Raw genomic sequence first — 15343 nt, forward strand, 5'->3', positions numbered from 1 at the left:
ATGGTTCGGTAGAGTGAGCAAACCTTAAGTTTCTTCCTAAACGGCATTCAGCTCCCTACGAACGAATTCTCGAAAGACACGCACTCGCGCCGGTGCCTTCTGACCATTCAGGCTGATCGCATAGAGTTGGCCTTCCGATAGACTCCAATCCGCCAGCACCGGTACCAGAGCTCTGGAGGCAACATGGGCCGCTGCCACCAAGTCGGGAATGGGGCCAATCCCGGCACCCGCTATCGCCAAGCGCAACACGCTGGCATAGTCACTGGTACGAATACTCGGGCGGATAACCACCTCGTGTGTGCGGCCTCGGCGATCGGTCAGCACCAATTGTGCGGCCCCCGTAAACTCACGTGAGATGACAAAATGATGCTCTGCAAGCGCGGCGGGTGTATCACCTGACCATCCGTTCGCCTCGAGATAGTCGGGGGCGGCATAAAGTCCCACACGCAATTGAGCTACCGATGAGGCGCGGTAGACCATATCCGGCAGGTTTCCGTCTTGCGCTCTCAGTGCCAGGTCGATGCGATTGGCTGCAAGATCCAGCGGCGTATCTGTCAACAGAAGCTCAATGGTAATCTGGGGATGAAGTGCCCGGAATTTTGCCACTATGGGGGGCATCAACTCTATTCCGATATCCACCGGGGCTGTCACACGTAGATGCCCTTGGGGCACGTCTTGAGATTGACGTGCGTCTTCTGCAGCATCGTCCAGCCACGCCAGGGCTTCTCTCGCCTTGATATAAAAGGCGGTGCCTTCCTCGGTTGGAGAGACTGCCCGAGGAGCACGTGCCAACAAGGCCACGCCAAGCCGATGTTCCAGCCGTGATAGTCGACGACTGATACTTCCCTTGGTCTCGCCCAGCTGTCTTGCTGCGGCCGAGACCGTTCCAAACTCGGCGACCGCGCAGAACGCGCGAATGTCTTCTAATGCTCCGCCGATGGTTTCTGAATCATCAACCATGAGATGCAACTCCTGAAGTATTACGTGCACGCGGAAACTAATGCATGTTGTGCGTTTTCGCTAGTGCGAATGCTTGAGGACCAATTGGCTGACATTGGCCGTCGAGTAATCTGTCGTGGTAACCAAAAAATAACAAAACGCGAACGATTAACATTTATGTTGAAGATGAAAAAGCGATAGTGCTAATATTTGCCATCCGTCCGGTAGGTCGGGTTCTGTTCTTTTAAATCCAATCCTAAAGAACAGCATCCGCTAACGCTTCCTCCCAGCTTTCTTAAAGGCATTGGCATGAACGCACACTCTTCTCGTTTCAAACTGCATAGGATTGCATCAGCAATTGCTCTGGCAATGCTCACCATGGCGGCTTATGCACAATCTTCCGATGGGGTGGTCACCGAACTGCCCGCAGTGACCGTGACGGCAACGGCCAACGAGTTGGATGTTCGGGATGCCCCCGCCAGCGTGTCGATCATCACGGCCGAAGACATCAAAAAAATTCCCACGAACGACCTCAATGAAGTGCTGCGCCGCGTCCCTGGCCTATCCCAGGGCACAACGCCCGACGGCGGCACTAGCATCCAGATCCGTGGTCTGCCGCAGCGCTACACCTTGGTCCTGATCGATGGTCAGCGCACTGGAAGTTCAAGCGAGACATTCGATCGCTACACGCGCAATGAACTCAACTGGGTTCCAGTAGAGTCCATCGAGCGCATCGAGGTGGTGCGCGGGCCGATGTCCTCACTCTACGGTTCGGATGCAATGGGCGGTGTCATCAACATCATTACCAAAAAGACGGAAGACACGTGGGGAGGAAGCTTTGCTACGGGTGTGGTGGTCGATGAGGATTCGATTCGCGGTAATGACTACAACGGCAGCTTCTCTATTGGTGGTCCACTAGCCGACGGGCTGGCGTTACGCCTCAACGGCCAGCAGACATACCAGCAGGCCGACAGCGGCCTGCCGGATAGCGCCGATGGCGCCTTCCGCTGGGGAGGCGGCCGTGAAGGCAGCAAGCGACGCTCATTTGGAGGGCGCTTGGACTGGGACATCAACCCCGATCACCAGCTCTCCTTCGACTACCAGCATGGCGAGTGGCGTACGCTGCCAGCGCCGGAAGGCGACGCTAGCAATCCAGGTGGATTTTCAACATCCACCTTTACACGCGGGCCAGCAAAGATGGAGCGCGAAAACGTCGGCCTGAGCTATGCTGGCCGACACGATTTCGGTACGTCCAAACTTTCCGTCAACCAGGTCGAATACAGGAATGACACCACTGCACCGATTATCCGTGACGGTCAGTTGGTTGAAAAGGATCCGCCCGATCAGCGCGACCCCTATGTGGCCTATGACACGCAGGCAGTGGCGAAAGATCTGGTCGTGGATGGAAGTCTATCCATGCCCGTTACGTTCGGGATGGACCAGTTTCTGACGGTCGGTGGACAATGGAAGCGCTCCGAACTGGATAACCCTAATTCCGTGGGGGCGCTACCTAACGCCGATGGCGTCGTCGGCCTGTCGCACAAACAGGTCAACGCCTCCGCGCTTTTCGCTGAAGACGAGATCTTCCTGAGCGACAGCTTGAGCCTGACCTTGGGTCTGCGGGTGGACCAACACGACGAACATGGAACTCACGTCAGTCCGCGTAGTTACCTGGTCTATCACCCGACCAGCGAATGGACAATTCGAGGCGGTTATTCCGAGGGCTTTCGTGCGCCTACGCTGCGGGAATCGAATCCGAACTTCGTCAGCGAGTCGCGGGGAGCCGGCTGCGCGGATGGCTATCAGGGTGGTGGTTGCTATACACGCGGCAACGCCAATCTAAATCCAGAGACTACGCAAAGCTGGGAGTTAGGCACTAGCTGGGAGCGCAATACTTGGCAGGGCGGGCTGACTTTCTTCAACACCGACTTCGATGACAAGATCCATGTGCGTGGTCTGGGCTACCTGGGCGGGGCGGGCTACTGGCAAGAGTATGTGAACATCGCCGAAGCCGAAACCCGTGGCTTTGAGGCCAACTTCACCGTGCCACTGGTTGAGCATTCCTCCATCCCCGGGCTCCAGAGTGTGATGTGGAATACCAATATCACTCATATGTTGAAGGCCGAGAATAAGGCGACAGGTGAACCACTGAGTGCGGTGCCAAAATGGGCCGCCAGCTCCGGACTCGACTGGCAGATCACGGATGCACTGGGCGCAACACTGCAAGCCGAGTTTGTAGGCAAGCAGGTACATCTCGACTGGCGCAATGCTAACAACGCGGATCGCTTCGGTGATCAACGTATCCAGAACAGCTATACCATCTATGACCTAGGTCTGAACTACCAGATCAACCAGCGGGTGCGCGTTAATGCCGGTGTTCGCAACCTGTTCGATCACAACCCCAATGGTGACGTGGACAGTGGGAATAATTTTTACACACCAGGGCGTCGTTACTTCACAACACTGACTGCCAGTTTCTGACGCCCCTACACCATGATGGAAGATTTTCTGCACCTTTCCATGCGTATGGTGCGGGTTTTTTTTCTACTACTTTTTTGATCGGAGACTTCATGATCCAGACCCGAACAACGCTTGAAACACCGAATGCCAGTCGCTACATCACCCGGCTATGTAAGCACTGGGGGCACAAATTTTCTGTGGATTTCGATGCACAGCGCGGACACATCGACTTCGGCGGCTCATCGTGCGAATTACAGGCGGAGGACATGGTGTTGCACGTCTCGGTGTTCGCGCCTGAGGCCGAACTGGATGAGATGGAGAACGTGGTCGCGGAGCATATCCAGCGCTTCGCGCCACGCGGCGAAGAGCTGCAATTCGCATGGGAGCGTATCTAGTACCGATATCGAACCCAATGAAGAGGAAGCAGGATCGTGAGTGCGCGTAGGATAGGTTCTGATCGTGGCAGCGATCCTGGTAGAAATTGCGGAGAAACGCGGGTCCTTTGCTCACCGTGCAACAGCGCAGCGTCGTCCATGCGCAATGACCGAATGGCAGTACAAGGGACGCCTGACGAAGTCATCCACTCGGATGCTCTACGATCTATCCATGATATGGCGATTGACGTATCTAACCGCGATGATCGGCGCGTCGCCCATTACTACTGATCCAATCGTAGTAATAAGTCGGCTGACTCACAGATTAGTTATCTGCGTTGCCATCAGAGGGCGACGCGATAGCCGCTTCAAAGACTGCCCAGGTGGATTCGAGGCGTCTTTGATACTTCTTCGCACCGCCAAAAAGCAGTTCACTTTGCAGGCTGTCGATCATGCTCATGCAGGTCATCGCTAGTACATCGGCACTCAGCTGGCTGGCATTTGGGACGAGCGGCGACGCTTGCAGCGCATTCTTGAGGATGCGCTCAAGATCATCCATGAAAATGTGCATCGGATCCATGACCATATCGTACAAATGCACCGGAGGTGCGAGAAGAATCCGTACCCAGAACTGAACCCTATAAGAGCTATTGAATCGCTCTTCAATACCTTGTAGATACGCCAGGAGTTGCTGTTTCATATCGTCCCCACCGCGCAGCGTGCTTTTGGCGTACTCCTGCTCGGCCTCGATGACCAAAGGAATAAGACTAAGAAACAGTTCCTCTTTATTACGAAAATGCGCGTATACGGAAGGTTTCTTGATGCCAACGTCCGCCGCAATCTCGTTCATTGAGGTCGCATCGAACCCCTGTTTGGCAAATCGCGCAAGCGCGGCATCTTGTAATCGTGATGCGGTCAGCGTCGTCAAATCCAATCCAACTCGTATCCGTTATGGGGGGCCACACTCACCTCCTTATTCAAGGGGCCAAAGCGATGATGTGGGACAGCCAGCCTAGTATATTGTAAAACCTCTCGCCAAGGCGAGGTGGCACGGCTTCTCTCGCTGCGCCCACATCTTGCCGCATTCAGCGTCCGCACAAGAATACACGAATGCCTGCAAGCGCTCCGTCAATGGTTTCCATTTCATCAACCATCAGTTCCATTTCTGGCGTCTTACATCCATATGGAAACTACTTCACACTATTCACATGGCCTAGTCAACGTGCTTGGGTGATGGTCGGTATGGCCCAGCCGCTATCTAGTTTTTGGGAGAGCGTTATGCCAGGTCTTATCAACGGATAATGGCGCCTTCAAGTGCAATATTCGCCGCATCGAAGGCTACCCGCACTTGGCGAACTATCTACGCGAGCTATCTGCGCGAACTCTATCAGTGGGCGGGGATGAGCGAGACGGTCAATCTCGAACATACCAAAATCGGTTACTACACTAATACCGCCCTCAACCCGACACTTGTCGTGCCGCTGGGCCCTGAACTGGACCTTGAGCGAGCGCATGATCGAGATAATCTGCCCGGAAAAGGGATATATAAACGCACAGGAGCGGCTGGATGAATACCTTACTTCCCCCGATTGGCTTTGGTCTTGATGAGCTAGACGATCAACAAGTCGCACACCTGATTCCTGCCGCCTGGCAGGCAGGTTTTCGTGCCTTCGATACGGCCCAGCTTTACGGCAACGAGGCCGCGCTCGGCCGTACCCTGCGCGACATCGGCATGGATCGCGATGCGGTGTTCGTCACCACCAAGGTGATGAATAGCAATTTCTCTGAAGCGCGTTTTCTGCCTTCGATTCAGGAAAGCCTCGCAAGGCTCGAACTGGATACGGTCGATCTGCTGTTGGTACATTGGCCCGGTCATGGCATGCCGATCGAGCGCCAAATTGAGCTATTGAATGAAGCCCGCGCACGCGGTTGGACGCGCCATATCGGCGTCAGCAACTATAATGCCACTCAGCTTGCTCGCGCAGCCGAGATAAGCGAAGCACCGATTGCCACAAACCAGGTCGAGATCCACCCCTATCTTGATCAATCTACGCTTCGCCAGCAGGCACATAAGCTTGGCGTGCCGCTGACTGGGTTCTTCGTGATGGCGATGGGGGCGGTGCCGCGTGATCCGATACTGGCCCGGATTGGCGCGGCACATGGCAAAAACGCGGCACAAGTGGTCCTGAGGTGGGCGCATCAAAAGGGTGATGTGCCCCTTACCCGTACCACCAAGCCCACGCGCATCGCGGAGAATATCGCCATCTTCGATTTTTCCCTGTCACCCGATGAGATGGCGATGATTGATGGCTTAGCGCACACGGAAGGCCGCATCCTTAGTCCGGGCAATCTTGCCCCTACGTGGGACCAGTAACATCAGCCTCATATAAAGACGAAATAAGGAAAGCGTTCATGCAGATCGACTTGAAAGGAAAGCGCGCCATTGTCACCGGATCGACCGCCGGAATCGGCTTTGCCATTGCCGAGGGGCTAGCGCGTGCCGGCGCCAAGGTGGTAGTCACGGGGCGTAAGCAGAATACCGTGGATAGGGCCGTCGAGAGCATCGGCAAGGCAGTGCCCGGGGCGCGCCTATCGGGCGTTGCCGCCGATTTTGCTAATGCCGAGGGTTCGCAGACGCTGATTGCTGCCGTACCCGATGCGGACATCCTGATCAACAATTTAGGCATCTACGGTGGCTGCTCCTTTTTTGACATTGACGACGCTGCCTGGGAGGAAATCTTTCAGGTGAACGTCATGAGCGGCGTGCGTCTGGCGCGCCACTATGCCAGAGGTATGCAAGAACGTGGCTGGGGTCGTATCCAGTTCATTTCCAGCGAGTCGGCACTCAATATCCCCGCAGAGATGGTGCATTACGGCGTCAGCAAGGCAGCTATGCAAGGCGTCTCCCGCGGGCTGGCCAAGGTGCTGGCCGGAAGCGGTGTGACCGTCAACACCATCTTACCCGGACCGACTCGCACGGAAGGGGCCCAGGCGATGTTGGCGAAGCTTGCTGAAGAGCGTGGTGTCTCGACCGATGAGGCGGAGATTCTGTTTCTTAACGAGAACCGTCCCTCGACGTTGCTCAAGCGCTTCGCGACGCCGGAGGAGGTGGCTAACCTCTGCGTCTACACAGCCTCGCCCCAGGCCAGCGCCACAACCGGAGCGGCGCTTCGTGTCGAGGGCGGCATCGTCGAAAGCATTGCCTGATTAGCTGACCGGCGCCGAATAGCAAGCGGGGGAGCACTGGATTGGACAAGACGACATTCAGGCCGGGACCATCTCCGTGCGGCGCCGCCTGTCCAGCTCCCCCTTCAATCAATGACCTAGCTGGTTGTGGCTCAAAGGATGAACGACCTGCCTCTAGAGTTCATGATCGTAGGTTCAAATCCTACTGGGCACACCATTTTCTCAAGTCTTCTGCGACATCACCCTGCTAGCGCTACCCCTATTAGTACTAATCCAAACACTGCTACACCCGCTGCCACAGGCAGGCCCATTGTGCGTACGCGCAGCCATACAAGCAGCGTCACGAATAGTCCGATGGCCGTTGCTGCCCATGAAATAACGCCAGGATTAACGGGAACGAGCGAGACGCCGAGCACCGCCGCGATCATCAGCGGGCCTAAAATGCTGATCCATTGAGGAATGCTGTTTAGGCCGGTTTCACTTCCCAGGCGGCGCTGCATCCATAGAAACGGCACAACGCGTATGAGTAGCGTACCCAATGCTGAAGCGATTACGGCTAACCACAGTCCTGTGCTCATAATGTGCTCTTCCTGGGATAAAATCTCACCATATAAAAACAGATGGCACCGCAGGCAGCTGCCAACGGGATGGCAACGTTGCTCCAGCCATAAAGGGTAAAGAAAAGGGCGGATGCAATGGTGCAGCCCAAGGCTAATGCCCAGCGTTTATCCGTGACGCGTGGCGCTACCATGGTTAAAAAAAGCGCGGGTAGGGCAAAGGGCATAATTTCACCCAGCAGCGGCCAGTAGGCCGTTAACGTTTCTCCGGCTGTGGCGCCTACCACGGTACCCACAATCCACACGCCCCAGGCCAGCAGTGCTACTCCCAAAAACCAGCCGAAACGTTCAGATTCAGGCAGTTGAGGCAGACGCGTATGCGCCAGGGCAAAGACCTGATCGGTAAGGCCGTGCATAAGCCAGGGCCAGTGGCGGCTGCGGGGTAGCCAGGCCGCGATGTTCGGGCCGTAAACCACATGGCGCACGTTAATCAGTAGCGTCAACACGACCACCAGCCACAGCGGCGAGCCCGCCGCGACCATGCCGACGAATAGAAACTGTGAGGCACCCGCATAAATTAACAGCGATATGACCGCCGCTTCCCAGGTGCTAAAACCTGCCTGTGTCGCCACTAAACCAAACGAGAGCGAAACGGGTATATAGCCGCCCAGCAAAGGAATCGCTTCGCGCACGCCACGCAGTGTCGAACGACCAGAAGTAAGCTTGGTAAGCTGGTTCATGGCGTACCGCCTTTTTCAGCGTAAGTAATGGTTAAAATCAGCGTCGCCTCTGCTGCCTGGGTGCGGTAAAGGTGTGGCTGGTCGGCCGGGAAGGTGAGGGTCTCTCCAGGCATAAGCGCTGTAGTGTTGCCATCCGGCCCAGCTTCCAGCCTGCCGCTGATCAGCGTGAGTGATTCCTGCGCACCCGGCGTATGCGCCTCGGCATGGCGCAGCGTGTTCGGCGCGCAGCGCATCCAGTAAGCGTCCACTTGGGGCGAGTCTTTGCCCTGATCAATAAGCCGGACCTGCACGCCATCTTCACCCAGCGGCACGGTAATTGGTGCCACTAACGTACCAAACGGCACGTTGAGCTGAACGGCCAGCCGCCAGATAGTATCCAAGGTGGGGTTGCCATTGCCCTGTTCAAGTCGGCAAAGATTGGATTTGGCGATGCCCGCTTCATTGGCCAACTGCGACAGCGAAAGGCCTCGCTCCGTACGAAGCGTTTGAAGGTGCTGGCCCAATGTACTCAGTGAAAGCTTATCCATGACGTACTCTAGTGTTCTTTATATAGAACGTTCTATATAAGGGACGAGTGTGTGTCAATGATTACTGTTAATGGATGGAAAGAAGCTCAGCTGGAAAGACGACAGGGGGCTGGGAGCGCCAGCCAATTAAGGCGAGAGCGCTCCCATTTTGGCGTGCAGCTAGGAGGAAGTGAGAGGGTTGCTACGTGCGCGGCATGCAGCGGCAGTAAACAGCACGTCAGTTGAGGAGTTAAGCGCGGTTTCTGTGGAGTCCTGCACTACGCTAATCACAAAGCCGATCGCGACTGCCTGCATGGCCACTTCAGTTGGAATACCAAACAGGTTGGCGGCCATCGGAATCAGCATCAGAGAGCCACCGGCTACGCCGGAAACGCCGCAAGCTGCCAGCGCAGAGACGATGCACAGCAGTAAGGCAGTGGGGAAATCAACGTTAATGCCCAGCGTATGGGTGGTCGCCAGCGTGATCACGGTGATGGTGATTGCCGCACCGCACATGTTGATCGTCGCGCCTAACGGAATGGAAATCGAGTAAGTATCAGCGTCCAACTTCAGTCGGCGGCAGAGCTCAAGGTTGACCGGAATATTGGCCGCTGAGCTGCGTGTAAAGAAGGCGGTAATCGCGCTGCCGCGCAGGCAGGCAAATACCAGCGGGTAGGGGTTCTGACGGGTGGCGATGTATACCAGCAGCGGATTGCTCACCAGAGCAACAAACATCATGCACCCAACGATAACCGCGAGCAGCTGGGCATAGTTAACCAGCGACTCAATGCCTGACTCTGCCAGCGTACCGGCCACTAGGCCTAAAATACCCAGCGGGGCCAGACGAATTACCAGCGCAACAATACGTGAGATGGCGTCAGAAAGATCGCTAAGGGCAAGGCGGGTAGTGTCACTTGCTTGGCGCAGCATCAGGCCAAGGCCAACGGCCCAGGCAAGAATGGCGATAAAATTACCTTCCATTAGCGCACTGACGGGGTTGGCTACCGCGTTTAGCAGCAGGTGGCGCAGGATCTGGAAGATATCGCCAGGCGGGTTGCCCTCCGCTTGGGGGGCATTAAGCGCAAGCTCCGTTGGAAATGCAAAGCTTGCTGCAACGGCAATCAGCGCCGCTACCAGCGTGCCAACAATATAAAGCACCAGTACCGAGCGAATATGAGTAGGCTGCCCTTGCCGATGCGCAGAAATCGCGGCCGCCACCAGAACAAACACCAGAATAGGCGCGACGGCCTGCAGTGCAGCAATAAATAGCTGACCCAATAGCGCTATGTCGCTAGCAAGAGAAGGCGCGAATACCCCAAGTAGGGCACCTATCACGATACCGATAAAAATCTGAGAAATAAGGCCCAGCTGTAAAAGGGGGCGGAACAAGCCTGTGGCGGTTGCAATCATCGCGCGTCACTCAGGTAGTAGAATGTGATTGGCGCCGTGGACGCCTCCTGAAAGGGGCAGCATTCTATCACTTGCGGTTATCGCGCGGGCTTTTTGGCGGGTAAGTTTCTCTACATGGGCGAAAAGAAAATAAATTTTATATGCAGTTGGCCGTATTGGCATTTTGATATTTTATAATCGAATCGTCAGACCGGTACGGTTTACATAAAAATTGATATTGACTACATGACACTCAAAAAACTAGAAGGGAACGAACGAATGCGTATCACATTAAGGTTGGTGGCATTGATAATGCTTTGTTTATCGACGGTGGCTAACGCCTCTGACTACTACGTCGATGTTACCAATCGCACTGGCTATACCATCTTTTATATGTATGTTAGCCCAGCGAGTTCAAAGAGTTGGGAAGAAGATGTATTGGGAGAAACAGTGCTAGAGAACGGTGAAACTCAGCGGGTAACCTTAACGGGTTACACAAATCCATACTTTGATATTCGCTTGGTCGATCAAGATAACGACAGCTACACCTTCTGGACGATTGATGTGTCAACGCAGGATATCGTGGTAACGCTTGACCATCTCGATTGATGCTTGCTTCCCTTGCCGTCGTATTGCAACGGCAAGGGAAGCATCAGGAAAGGTTAAGACCTAATTAAGCAGCGACCATCGTTTGACGTGCCGCTTGTCGTGTAGTGCTGTGCGGGGCCGGTGTTGCAACGTTAGCGCTCATGGTAGCTACCATGGCATACCCTTTTTCAGTCAGTTCCACGACGTCTGGTGAAGAGCCCCATTTCAGCAGCATATCGTCAAGCTGACGTTCTGCGGCTTCAAACTGGCTGCAATGACACAGCAGTTTAGCGATGGTGTAATCGCATTCTGGGGTGTCGAACATTTCATCCTTGATTTCCTGGATAGCAAGTTGAAGACCGGCTTGGGAAATCTCTGCTAAATGGATATGTTGCATGCCACTACTCCTTGTGAATGCTGGTTTATTTGTACGCAAATTGTACTCTTGGAGAGTAATATAGCTTTTTTTCAGATGCAAACCCGAATTGGTCGAATGGCTTAAATGGACACTATAAAAAAATCCCTCCACTTAACGTAGAGGGATTTCGCTGCACTTTTTCATGCCGCTACTATAGGGTTTATACGGCTACAGGGGGAGCATCGCGAGTACGGTAACCACACAGCCTGCCAAAAAAGCGAGAGAAGCAAGCTTGATAATGTCTGCTTCTTGGTTTTTTGAGCGCCTATGCCGCTGTTCCATAAGATATTTTTCAAGGTGTTCGCGGCTGCCTGGTTTTGCTCCATTGAAAAGATGTTGGCGTATCATCTTGACTCCTTGAGCGTTGCGGTTAGTGATTTCCTCGTTCCCGCCTATAAAATCCTTGCACTCGAGCGTTTTACTGTCTGTTTTAACTAGCGTTGTAAATATCGTTCGAAGCCTAAGCATAGACCAAAACCAGAAAAACTAGGCATAAAAAGCTATACAAAAAATTAACAATATTGTCATGCGTGTGTCACTAATGCTCGGTTAGTGGTTTATAGAGCGGCGATGATAACGGTTAGCGTTTGGCTTTTTTCAGCTCTTTCAAGCAGTAACTACCGCAATATAAAAAATCACAAAATGGCGATCATCAGCATAAAGTATGCTGAGCTATTACAACCAAAGTTGTTAGACTTTGGTCGTAATTTTAGGTGATTTGCTGGACTAATGTTCTATTGCAGTGAATAAAGGGCGCCAAGAAACAGTTGGGCTCTTGCTGAGTAGAAGAGTGAGTTGCCAGCTATCCTTCTAAGCTATTTCGTTTACCTGACAAGAGCGGTACCTTTCCAATGCGCAGAACTGCCACGATGACGCTCTGGGATCAGCTTTGGCATTCCCACGATCAAGTCAAAAACCTACTCATGTGCGCGCTGCCAATATCCGGCACACCGCGTGCCCCTACGTCCACGAACGACACAAAAGGGGGGAGTGGTTCGGAGCCGCCGCGACCACCGGCCTATACCACCCCGCAAAAGATTGGCTTGATTCTAGGCCCGTTACTGTTTGCGTTCGTATTGATGTTTTTCCACCCGGCTGACTTAAGCATCGAAGGCCGTATGGTGCTGGCTACCACGCTGTGGGTTGCCGTTTGGTGGATTACCGAAGCGATACCTATCCCCGTTACATCACTACTGCCCATTGTGTTGTTGCCAATTACCGGTGCCTTGGAAAGTAATGCGGTCACGGCGGCTTATGGCAATCCGATTATCTTTCTTTTCCTGGGCGGTTTTATGATCGCACTGGCCATGGAAAAGTGGGACCTGCATAAGCGCATTGCCCTGACGATTATTTCCATACTGGGCACGAGCATTAATAGCATCGTGTTTGGTTTTATGGCGGCTACTGGCTTTTTATCAATGTGGGTGTCAAACACTGCCTCAGTGATGATGATGCTGCCCATTGGTACGGCGATTGTTTACCAAGTGACTCAAGAGCTTAATAAAAGCGAAGGGGACCATAGCACCGAGATCGACAAGTTCAGCAAAGCGCTAATTTTCGGCATCGGCTATGGCGGCACTATTGGTGGTTTGGGTACGCTGATCGGTACACCCCCCAATATTATTCTTGCGGCTGTCGTCACGCAGCTGTTTGACGTAGAGATTTCCTTTGCCAGTTGGATGATGTTTGCCTTCCCCGTTGTCGTGATATTGCTATTAATAAGCTGGTTGTTGCTGACCCGGGTTATTTACCCGATCAACTTCAACAAGCTGCCGGGCGGCAAGGAGATGATCCAAAAAGAGAAGGCTGCCCTCGGTAATATCACCTTTGAAGAGAAGGCTGTGCTGGGCGTTTTTCTTTTCGCGGCGTTCATGTGGATCACCCGTTCGTTTTTATGGCAGGGCCAAATTCTCAATATTCCTGGCATTAACGACACCATGATTGCGATTGTTGCGGCAATTCTGCTGTTTTTGATACCTTCACCCAATAAAGGCGGTTGCCTGTTGGGTTGGGATGTCGCTAAAGACGTTCCCTGGGGCATCCTGCTGCTGTTCGGGGGTGGCCTGGCGATTGCAGCGGGCTTTGGCTCTTCAGGCTTGGCAACGTGGATCGGCGAACAAATGAGCGTACTGGAAGGGGTTAACTTCCTGCTCGTGATTCTGCTTGCCACTGGCATGGTGCTTTTCCTTACCGAAATCACCTCAAACACTGCTACCGCAACGATGATTTTGCCCGTGCTGGCCTCGCTGGCGCTGGCGCTAAATATCCATCCTTTCGTACTGATGGTGCCTGCAGCGATGGCAGCTAACTGTGCTTTCATGCTGCCGGTCGGCACGCCGCCCAACGCGATTATTTTTGCCACAGGCAAAATCAAGATCATCGAAATGGTGCGCAATGGTTTCTGGCTTAACATTGCCGCCATGTTGCTGATCGTGGCCGCCGTTTACTTCCTGCTGCCCATGCTGTGGGGCGTTGATCTAACGGTTTACCCCGATGCCTTCCGCAACTAACCCGTTCACTTAATCGCGTTTCATCGAAGTTCTTATCAACAGCCCTTATCAACGATAAGGGCTTTTTTTATGCGCGCCTAAGCACTCTATTAACAAATAGTGAAGTTGGTAACCAAGCCTTTAACCCTCTGTAAGAACGGCTACATTTCAATAGAAGTGCAAATAAAAGGACGTCGTTTGGGTAGGAGTAATGCAATGGAATTGCTTAAGCAGATTACTGATTATCTACAGCAGCAAAACCTCAAATTGGCCACCGCCGAATCATGCACTGCGGGGCTGATCGTTTCTGAGCTGGCCCGTGTGCCTGGCAGTGGCCAATGCATTGATTGCGGCCTGGCAGTTTATTCACCGGAAGCGAAAAATCGCTACTTATCGGTCAGTTTCGATACGGTTGATACGTACGGACTTACCAGTGAAGAAACGTCCCGAGAAATGGCTTTGGGCGCACTTAATAATAACGATGCCAACGTCACCGTGGCCAACACTGGCATTGCAGGCCCTGAGCCGCATGATGATATTCCCGTGGGTACGGTATGTTTTGCCTGGGCATTTCGCCACGACCACAAGGTTTACATGATCACTGAGACGCGCCGCTTTTCCGGTGATCGTAACGAGGTACGCCTAGCCGCCGCGCACTATGCATTGGAGTGTATTCCTCGACATCACAGCAGTGTACTGGAAGGTAGCGCACCACTGGATGAGTAGAACCGAATCCATTTCTGCTCTAGCCTGAATCATACGCTATCCGCTATGGATTAACGTTCGACCCGCAAGGAGGCCAAGATGGTAGATCGACAGGCAACCCAATCGCATATTCAAACGACTTTACAGGTAAAGCCGCGTATTGACCCTCAGCAAGAGGTTGATAAGCGCGTTGATTTCTTATGTCGTCAAATGATCGATACAGGGCAGCACGCGCTCGTATTGGGCATTAGCGGCGGTGTGGATTCCACGGTAGGCGGCCGTTTGGCGCAGCTGGCGGTTAATAGGGCGCGTGAGCAGGGTGTAGATGCTTCTTTTTACGCAATGCGGCTGCCTTATGGTACCCAGCAGGATGAAGACGATGCGCAGAAGGCGCTGTCGTTTATCGACCCCGACCATGTGCTGAGTGTTAACGTTAAACCGGCAAGCGATGCCCTTCTGGCCGCACTGGAAGAGGGCGGGCTAACGTTTAGAGACGACGCTCACCGCGATTTTGTGTTGGGCAATATCAAGGCGCGCCAGCGTATGGTGACGCAATATGCGGCGGCGGGAGCGCGAAGCGGCCTGGTGGTCGGCACGGATCAAGCCGCCGAAGCACTAATGGGCTTTTTTACCAAATATGGCGACGGTGCCTGTGACGTTGCGCCACTCACCGGGCTAACCAAAAGCCAGGTTCGTGAAGTCGGTGCGGCGCTGGGCGCCCCCGCCGCTTTGGTTGAAAAGCAGCCCACCGCTGATCTGGAAACGCTCAAACCCCAGCTGGCGGATGAAGTAGCGCTAGGCGTAACTTATGTCGATATTGATGCCTTCCTGGTCGGCGATGCCATCAGTGATGAGGCGTACACCACCATTATTGACACCTATACCCGCACTGAGCATAAACGCCAGCTGCCCAAGACCCCTTGAGTGTTTCTCACCAGTAAAGGCTAAACGCCGTCAGGTTAGGTTGTTATGATGCTACCACCTAACCTGCT

The 15343-nt window shown here is 53.8% G+C and carries 16 protein-coding genes; 9 read left to right on the forward strand and 7 right to left on the reverse strand.

All coding sequences use genetic code 11. The features are described from left to right. Window positions 1-36: 36 nt before the first annotated feature. Window positions 37-960 carry a LysR family transcriptional regulator gene (locus tag INT33_RS04005; RefSeq protein ID WP_193091173.1) on the reverse strand — a complete coding sequence of 308 codons (924 nt, stop codon included), beginning with the start codon at window positions 958-960 and terminating at the stop codon, window positions 37-39. A 288-nt stretch (window positions 961-1248) separates the two neighbouring features. Here INT33_RS04005 and INT33_RS04010 point away from each other — a divergent pair, with 288 nt between their 5' ends. The 3 genes from INT33_RS04010 (at window position 1249) to INT33_RS21320 (ending at window position 4064) form a co-directional block, all read left to right on the forward strand. Beyond that, window positions 1249-3420 carry a TonB-dependent receptor domain-containing protein gene (locus INT33_RS04010; protein ID WP_193091174.1) on the forward strand — a complete coding sequence of 724 codons (2172 nt, stop codon included), beginning with the start codon at window positions 1249-1251 and terminating at the stop codon, window positions 3418-3420. 89 nt (window positions 3421-3509) lie between these two features. Next, entirely contained in the window at window positions 3510-3794 is a 285-nt protein-coding gene (locus INT33_RS04015) for a DUF2218 domain-containing protein (RefSeq protein WP_193091175.1), read from the forward strand. A gap of 138 nt (window positions 3795-3932) precedes the next feature. After that, window positions 3933-4064 (forward strand): hypothetical protein, encoded by a 132-nt coding sequence (locus INT33_RS21320; RefSeq protein ID WP_264298929.1) that lies wholly within the window; start codon window positions 3933-3935, stop codon window positions 4062-4064. Window positions 4065-4098: 34 nt separating this feature from the next. On the opposite strand, the gene INT33_RS04020 is transcribed toward INT33_RS21320, so the two are convergent. After that, window positions 4099-4701: a TetR/AcrR family transcriptional regulator gene (locus tag INT33_RS04020; RefSeq protein ID WP_225736037.1), complete on the reverse strand. Its 603-nt coding sequence runs from the start codon at window positions 4699-4701 to the stop codon at window positions 4099-4101. Between the two features lie 639 nt (window positions 4702-5340). Here INT33_RS04020 and INT33_RS04025 point away from each other — a divergent pair. Further along, window positions 5341-6147 carry an aldo/keto reductase gene (locus tag INT33_RS04025; protein WP_192537025.1) on the forward strand — a complete coding sequence of 269 codons (807 nt, stop codon included), beginning with the start codon at window positions 5341-5343 and terminating at the stop codon, window positions 6145-6147. Between the two features lie 38 nt (window positions 6148-6185). After that, on the forward strand, window positions 6186-6980 hold the full coding sequence (locus tag INT33_RS04030) for an SDR family NAD(P)-dependent oxidoreductase (protein ID WP_192537034.1): 795 nt from the start codon (window positions 6186-6188) through the stop codon (window positions 6978-6980). Window positions 6981-7198: 218 nt separating this feature from the next. Here INT33_RS04030 and INT33_RS04035 read toward each other — a convergent pair whose 3' ends face one another. The 4 genes from INT33_RS04035 to sstT all read right to left on the reverse strand — a co-directional run bounded on the left by INT33_RS04035 (window position 7199) and on the right by sstT (window position 10172). Beyond that, window positions 7199-7537, reverse strand: coding sequence for an AzlD domain-containing protein (locus tag INT33_RS04035; protein WP_192537026.1), 339 nt, complete (start codon window positions 7535-7537; stop codon window positions 7199-7201). Beyond that, the gene (locus INT33_RS04040; protein ID WP_193091176.1) at window positions 7534-8256 is read right to left on the reverse strand and encodes an AzlC family ABC transporter permease; all 723 of its coding nucleotides are present in this window, start codon (window positions 8254-8256) and stop codon (window positions 7534-7536) included. The genes INT33_RS04035 and INT33_RS04040 overlap by 4 nt, the downstream gene beginning before the upstream one ends. After that, a complete protein-coding gene (locus tag INT33_RS04045; RefSeq protein WP_193091177.1) occupies window positions 8253-8783 on the reverse strand; it encodes a helix-turn-helix domain-containing protein in 531 nt (176 codons plus the stop codon). The genes INT33_RS04040 and INT33_RS04045 overlap by 4 nt, the downstream gene beginning before the upstream one ends. 159 nt (window positions 8784-8942) lie before the next feature. Then, window positions 8943-10172, reverse strand: a complete 1230-nt coding sequence (gene sstT / locus INT33_RS04050) for a serine/threonine transporter SstT (RefSeq protein WP_192537029.1) — start codon at window positions 10170-10172, stop codon at window positions 8943-8945. Window positions 10173-10430: 258 nt separating this feature from the next. Here sstT and INT33_RS04055 point away from each other — a divergent pair, with 258 nt between their 5' ends. After that, window positions 10431-10760: a hypothetical protein gene (locus INT33_RS04055; RefSeq protein ID WP_192537030.1), complete on the forward strand. Its 330-nt coding sequence runs from the start codon at window positions 10431-10433 to the stop codon at window positions 10758-10760. 64 nt (window positions 10761-10824) lie between these two features. On the opposite strand, the gene INT33_RS04060 is transcribed toward INT33_RS04055, so the two are convergent. Next, window positions 10825-11136 (reverse strand): hypothetical protein, encoded by a 312-nt coding sequence (locus tag INT33_RS04060; RefSeq protein ID WP_193091178.1) that lies wholly within the window; start codon window positions 11134-11136, stop codon window positions 10825-10827. An 890-nt stretch (window positions 11137-12026) separates the two neighbouring features. Between INT33_RS04060 and INT33_RS04065 the strand changes: the two genes are divergently transcribed. The 3 genes from INT33_RS04065 to nadE all read left to right on the forward strand — a co-directional run bounded on the left by INT33_RS04065 (window position 12027) and on the right by nadE (window position 15275). Next, window positions 12027-13667 (forward strand): DASS family sodium-coupled anion symporter, encoded by a 1641-nt coding sequence (locus tag INT33_RS04065; protein WP_192537035.1) that lies wholly within the window; start codon window positions 12027-12029, stop codon window positions 13665-13667. A gap of 195 nt (window positions 13668-13862) precedes the next feature. Then, window positions 13863-14372 (forward strand): CinA family protein, encoded by a 510-nt coding sequence (locus INT33_RS04070; protein WP_192536825.1) that lies wholly within the window; start codon window positions 13863-13865, stop codon window positions 14370-14372. A gap of 78 nt (window positions 14373-14450) precedes the next feature. Further along, window positions 14451-15275, forward strand: a complete 825-nt coding sequence (gene nadE / locus INT33_RS04075) for an ammonia-dependent NAD(+) synthetase (RefSeq protein ID WP_193091179.1) — start codon at window positions 14451-14453, stop codon at window positions 15273-15275. The last annotated feature ends 68 nt before the right edge of the window (window positions 15276-15343 follow it).

This window comes from Halomonas colorata (assembly GCF_014897985.1).
Lineage (GTDB): Bacteria > Pseudomonadota > Gammaproteobacteria > Pseudomonadales > Halomonadaceae > Vreelandella > Vreelandella colorata.

Coding starts and splice junctions, on each gene's coding strand:
- INT33_RS04005 (WP_193091173.1), bottom strand. CDS start 960: ATGGTTGATGATTCAGAAACCATCGGCGGAGCATTAGAAGACATTCGC.
- INT33_RS04010 (WP_193091174.1), top strand. CDS start 1,249: ATGAACGCACACTCTTCTCGTTTCAAACTGCATAGGATTGCATCAGCA.
- INT33_RS04015 (WP_193091175.1), top strand. CDS start 3,510: ATGATCCAGACCCGAACAACGCTTGAAACACCGAATGCCAGTCGCTAC.
- INT33_RS21320 (WP_264298929.1), top strand. CDS start 3,933: ATGCGCAATGACCGAATGGCAGTACAAGGGACGCCTGACGAAGTCATC.
- INT33_RS04025 (WP_192537025.1), top strand. CDS start 5,341: ATGAATACCTTACTTCCCCCGATTGGCTTTGGTCTTGATGAGCTAGAC.
- INT33_RS04030 (WP_192537034.1), top strand. CDS start 6,186: ATGCAGATCGACTTGAAAGGAAAGCGCGCCATTGTCACCGGATCGACC.
- INT33_RS04035 (WP_192537026.1), bottom strand. CDS start 7,537: ATGAGCACAGGACTGTGGTTAGCCGTAATCGCTTCAGCATTGGGTACG.
- INT33_RS04040 (WP_193091176.1), bottom strand. CDS start 8,256: ATGAACCAGCTTACCAAGCTTACTTCTGGTCGTTCGACACTGCGTGGC.
- INT33_RS04045 (WP_193091177.1), bottom strand. CDS start 8,783: ATGGATAAGCTTTCACTGAGTACATTGGGCCAGCACCTTCAAACGCTT.
- sstT (WP_192537029.1), bottom strand. CDS start 10,172: ATGATTGCAACCGCCACAGGCTTGTTCCGCCCCCTTTTACAGCTGGGC.
- INT33_RS04055 (WP_192537030.1), top strand. CDS start 10,431: ATGCGTATCACATTAAGGTTGGTGGCATTGATAATGCTTTGTTTATCG.
- INT33_RS04060 (WP_193091178.1), bottom strand. CDS start 11,136: ATGCAACATATCCATTTAGCAGAGATTTCCCAAGCCGGTCTTCAACTT.
- INT33_RS04065 (WP_192537035.1), top strand. CDS start 12,027: ATGACGCTCTGGGATCAGCTTTGGCATTCCCACGATCAAGTCAAAAAC.
- INT33_RS04070 (WP_192536825.1), top strand. CDS start 13,863: ATGGAATTGCTTAAGCAGATTACTGATTATCTACAGCAGCAAAACCTC.
- nadE (WP_193091179.1), top strand. CDS start 14,451: ATGGTAGATCGACAGGCAACCCAATCGCATATTCAAACGACTTTACAG.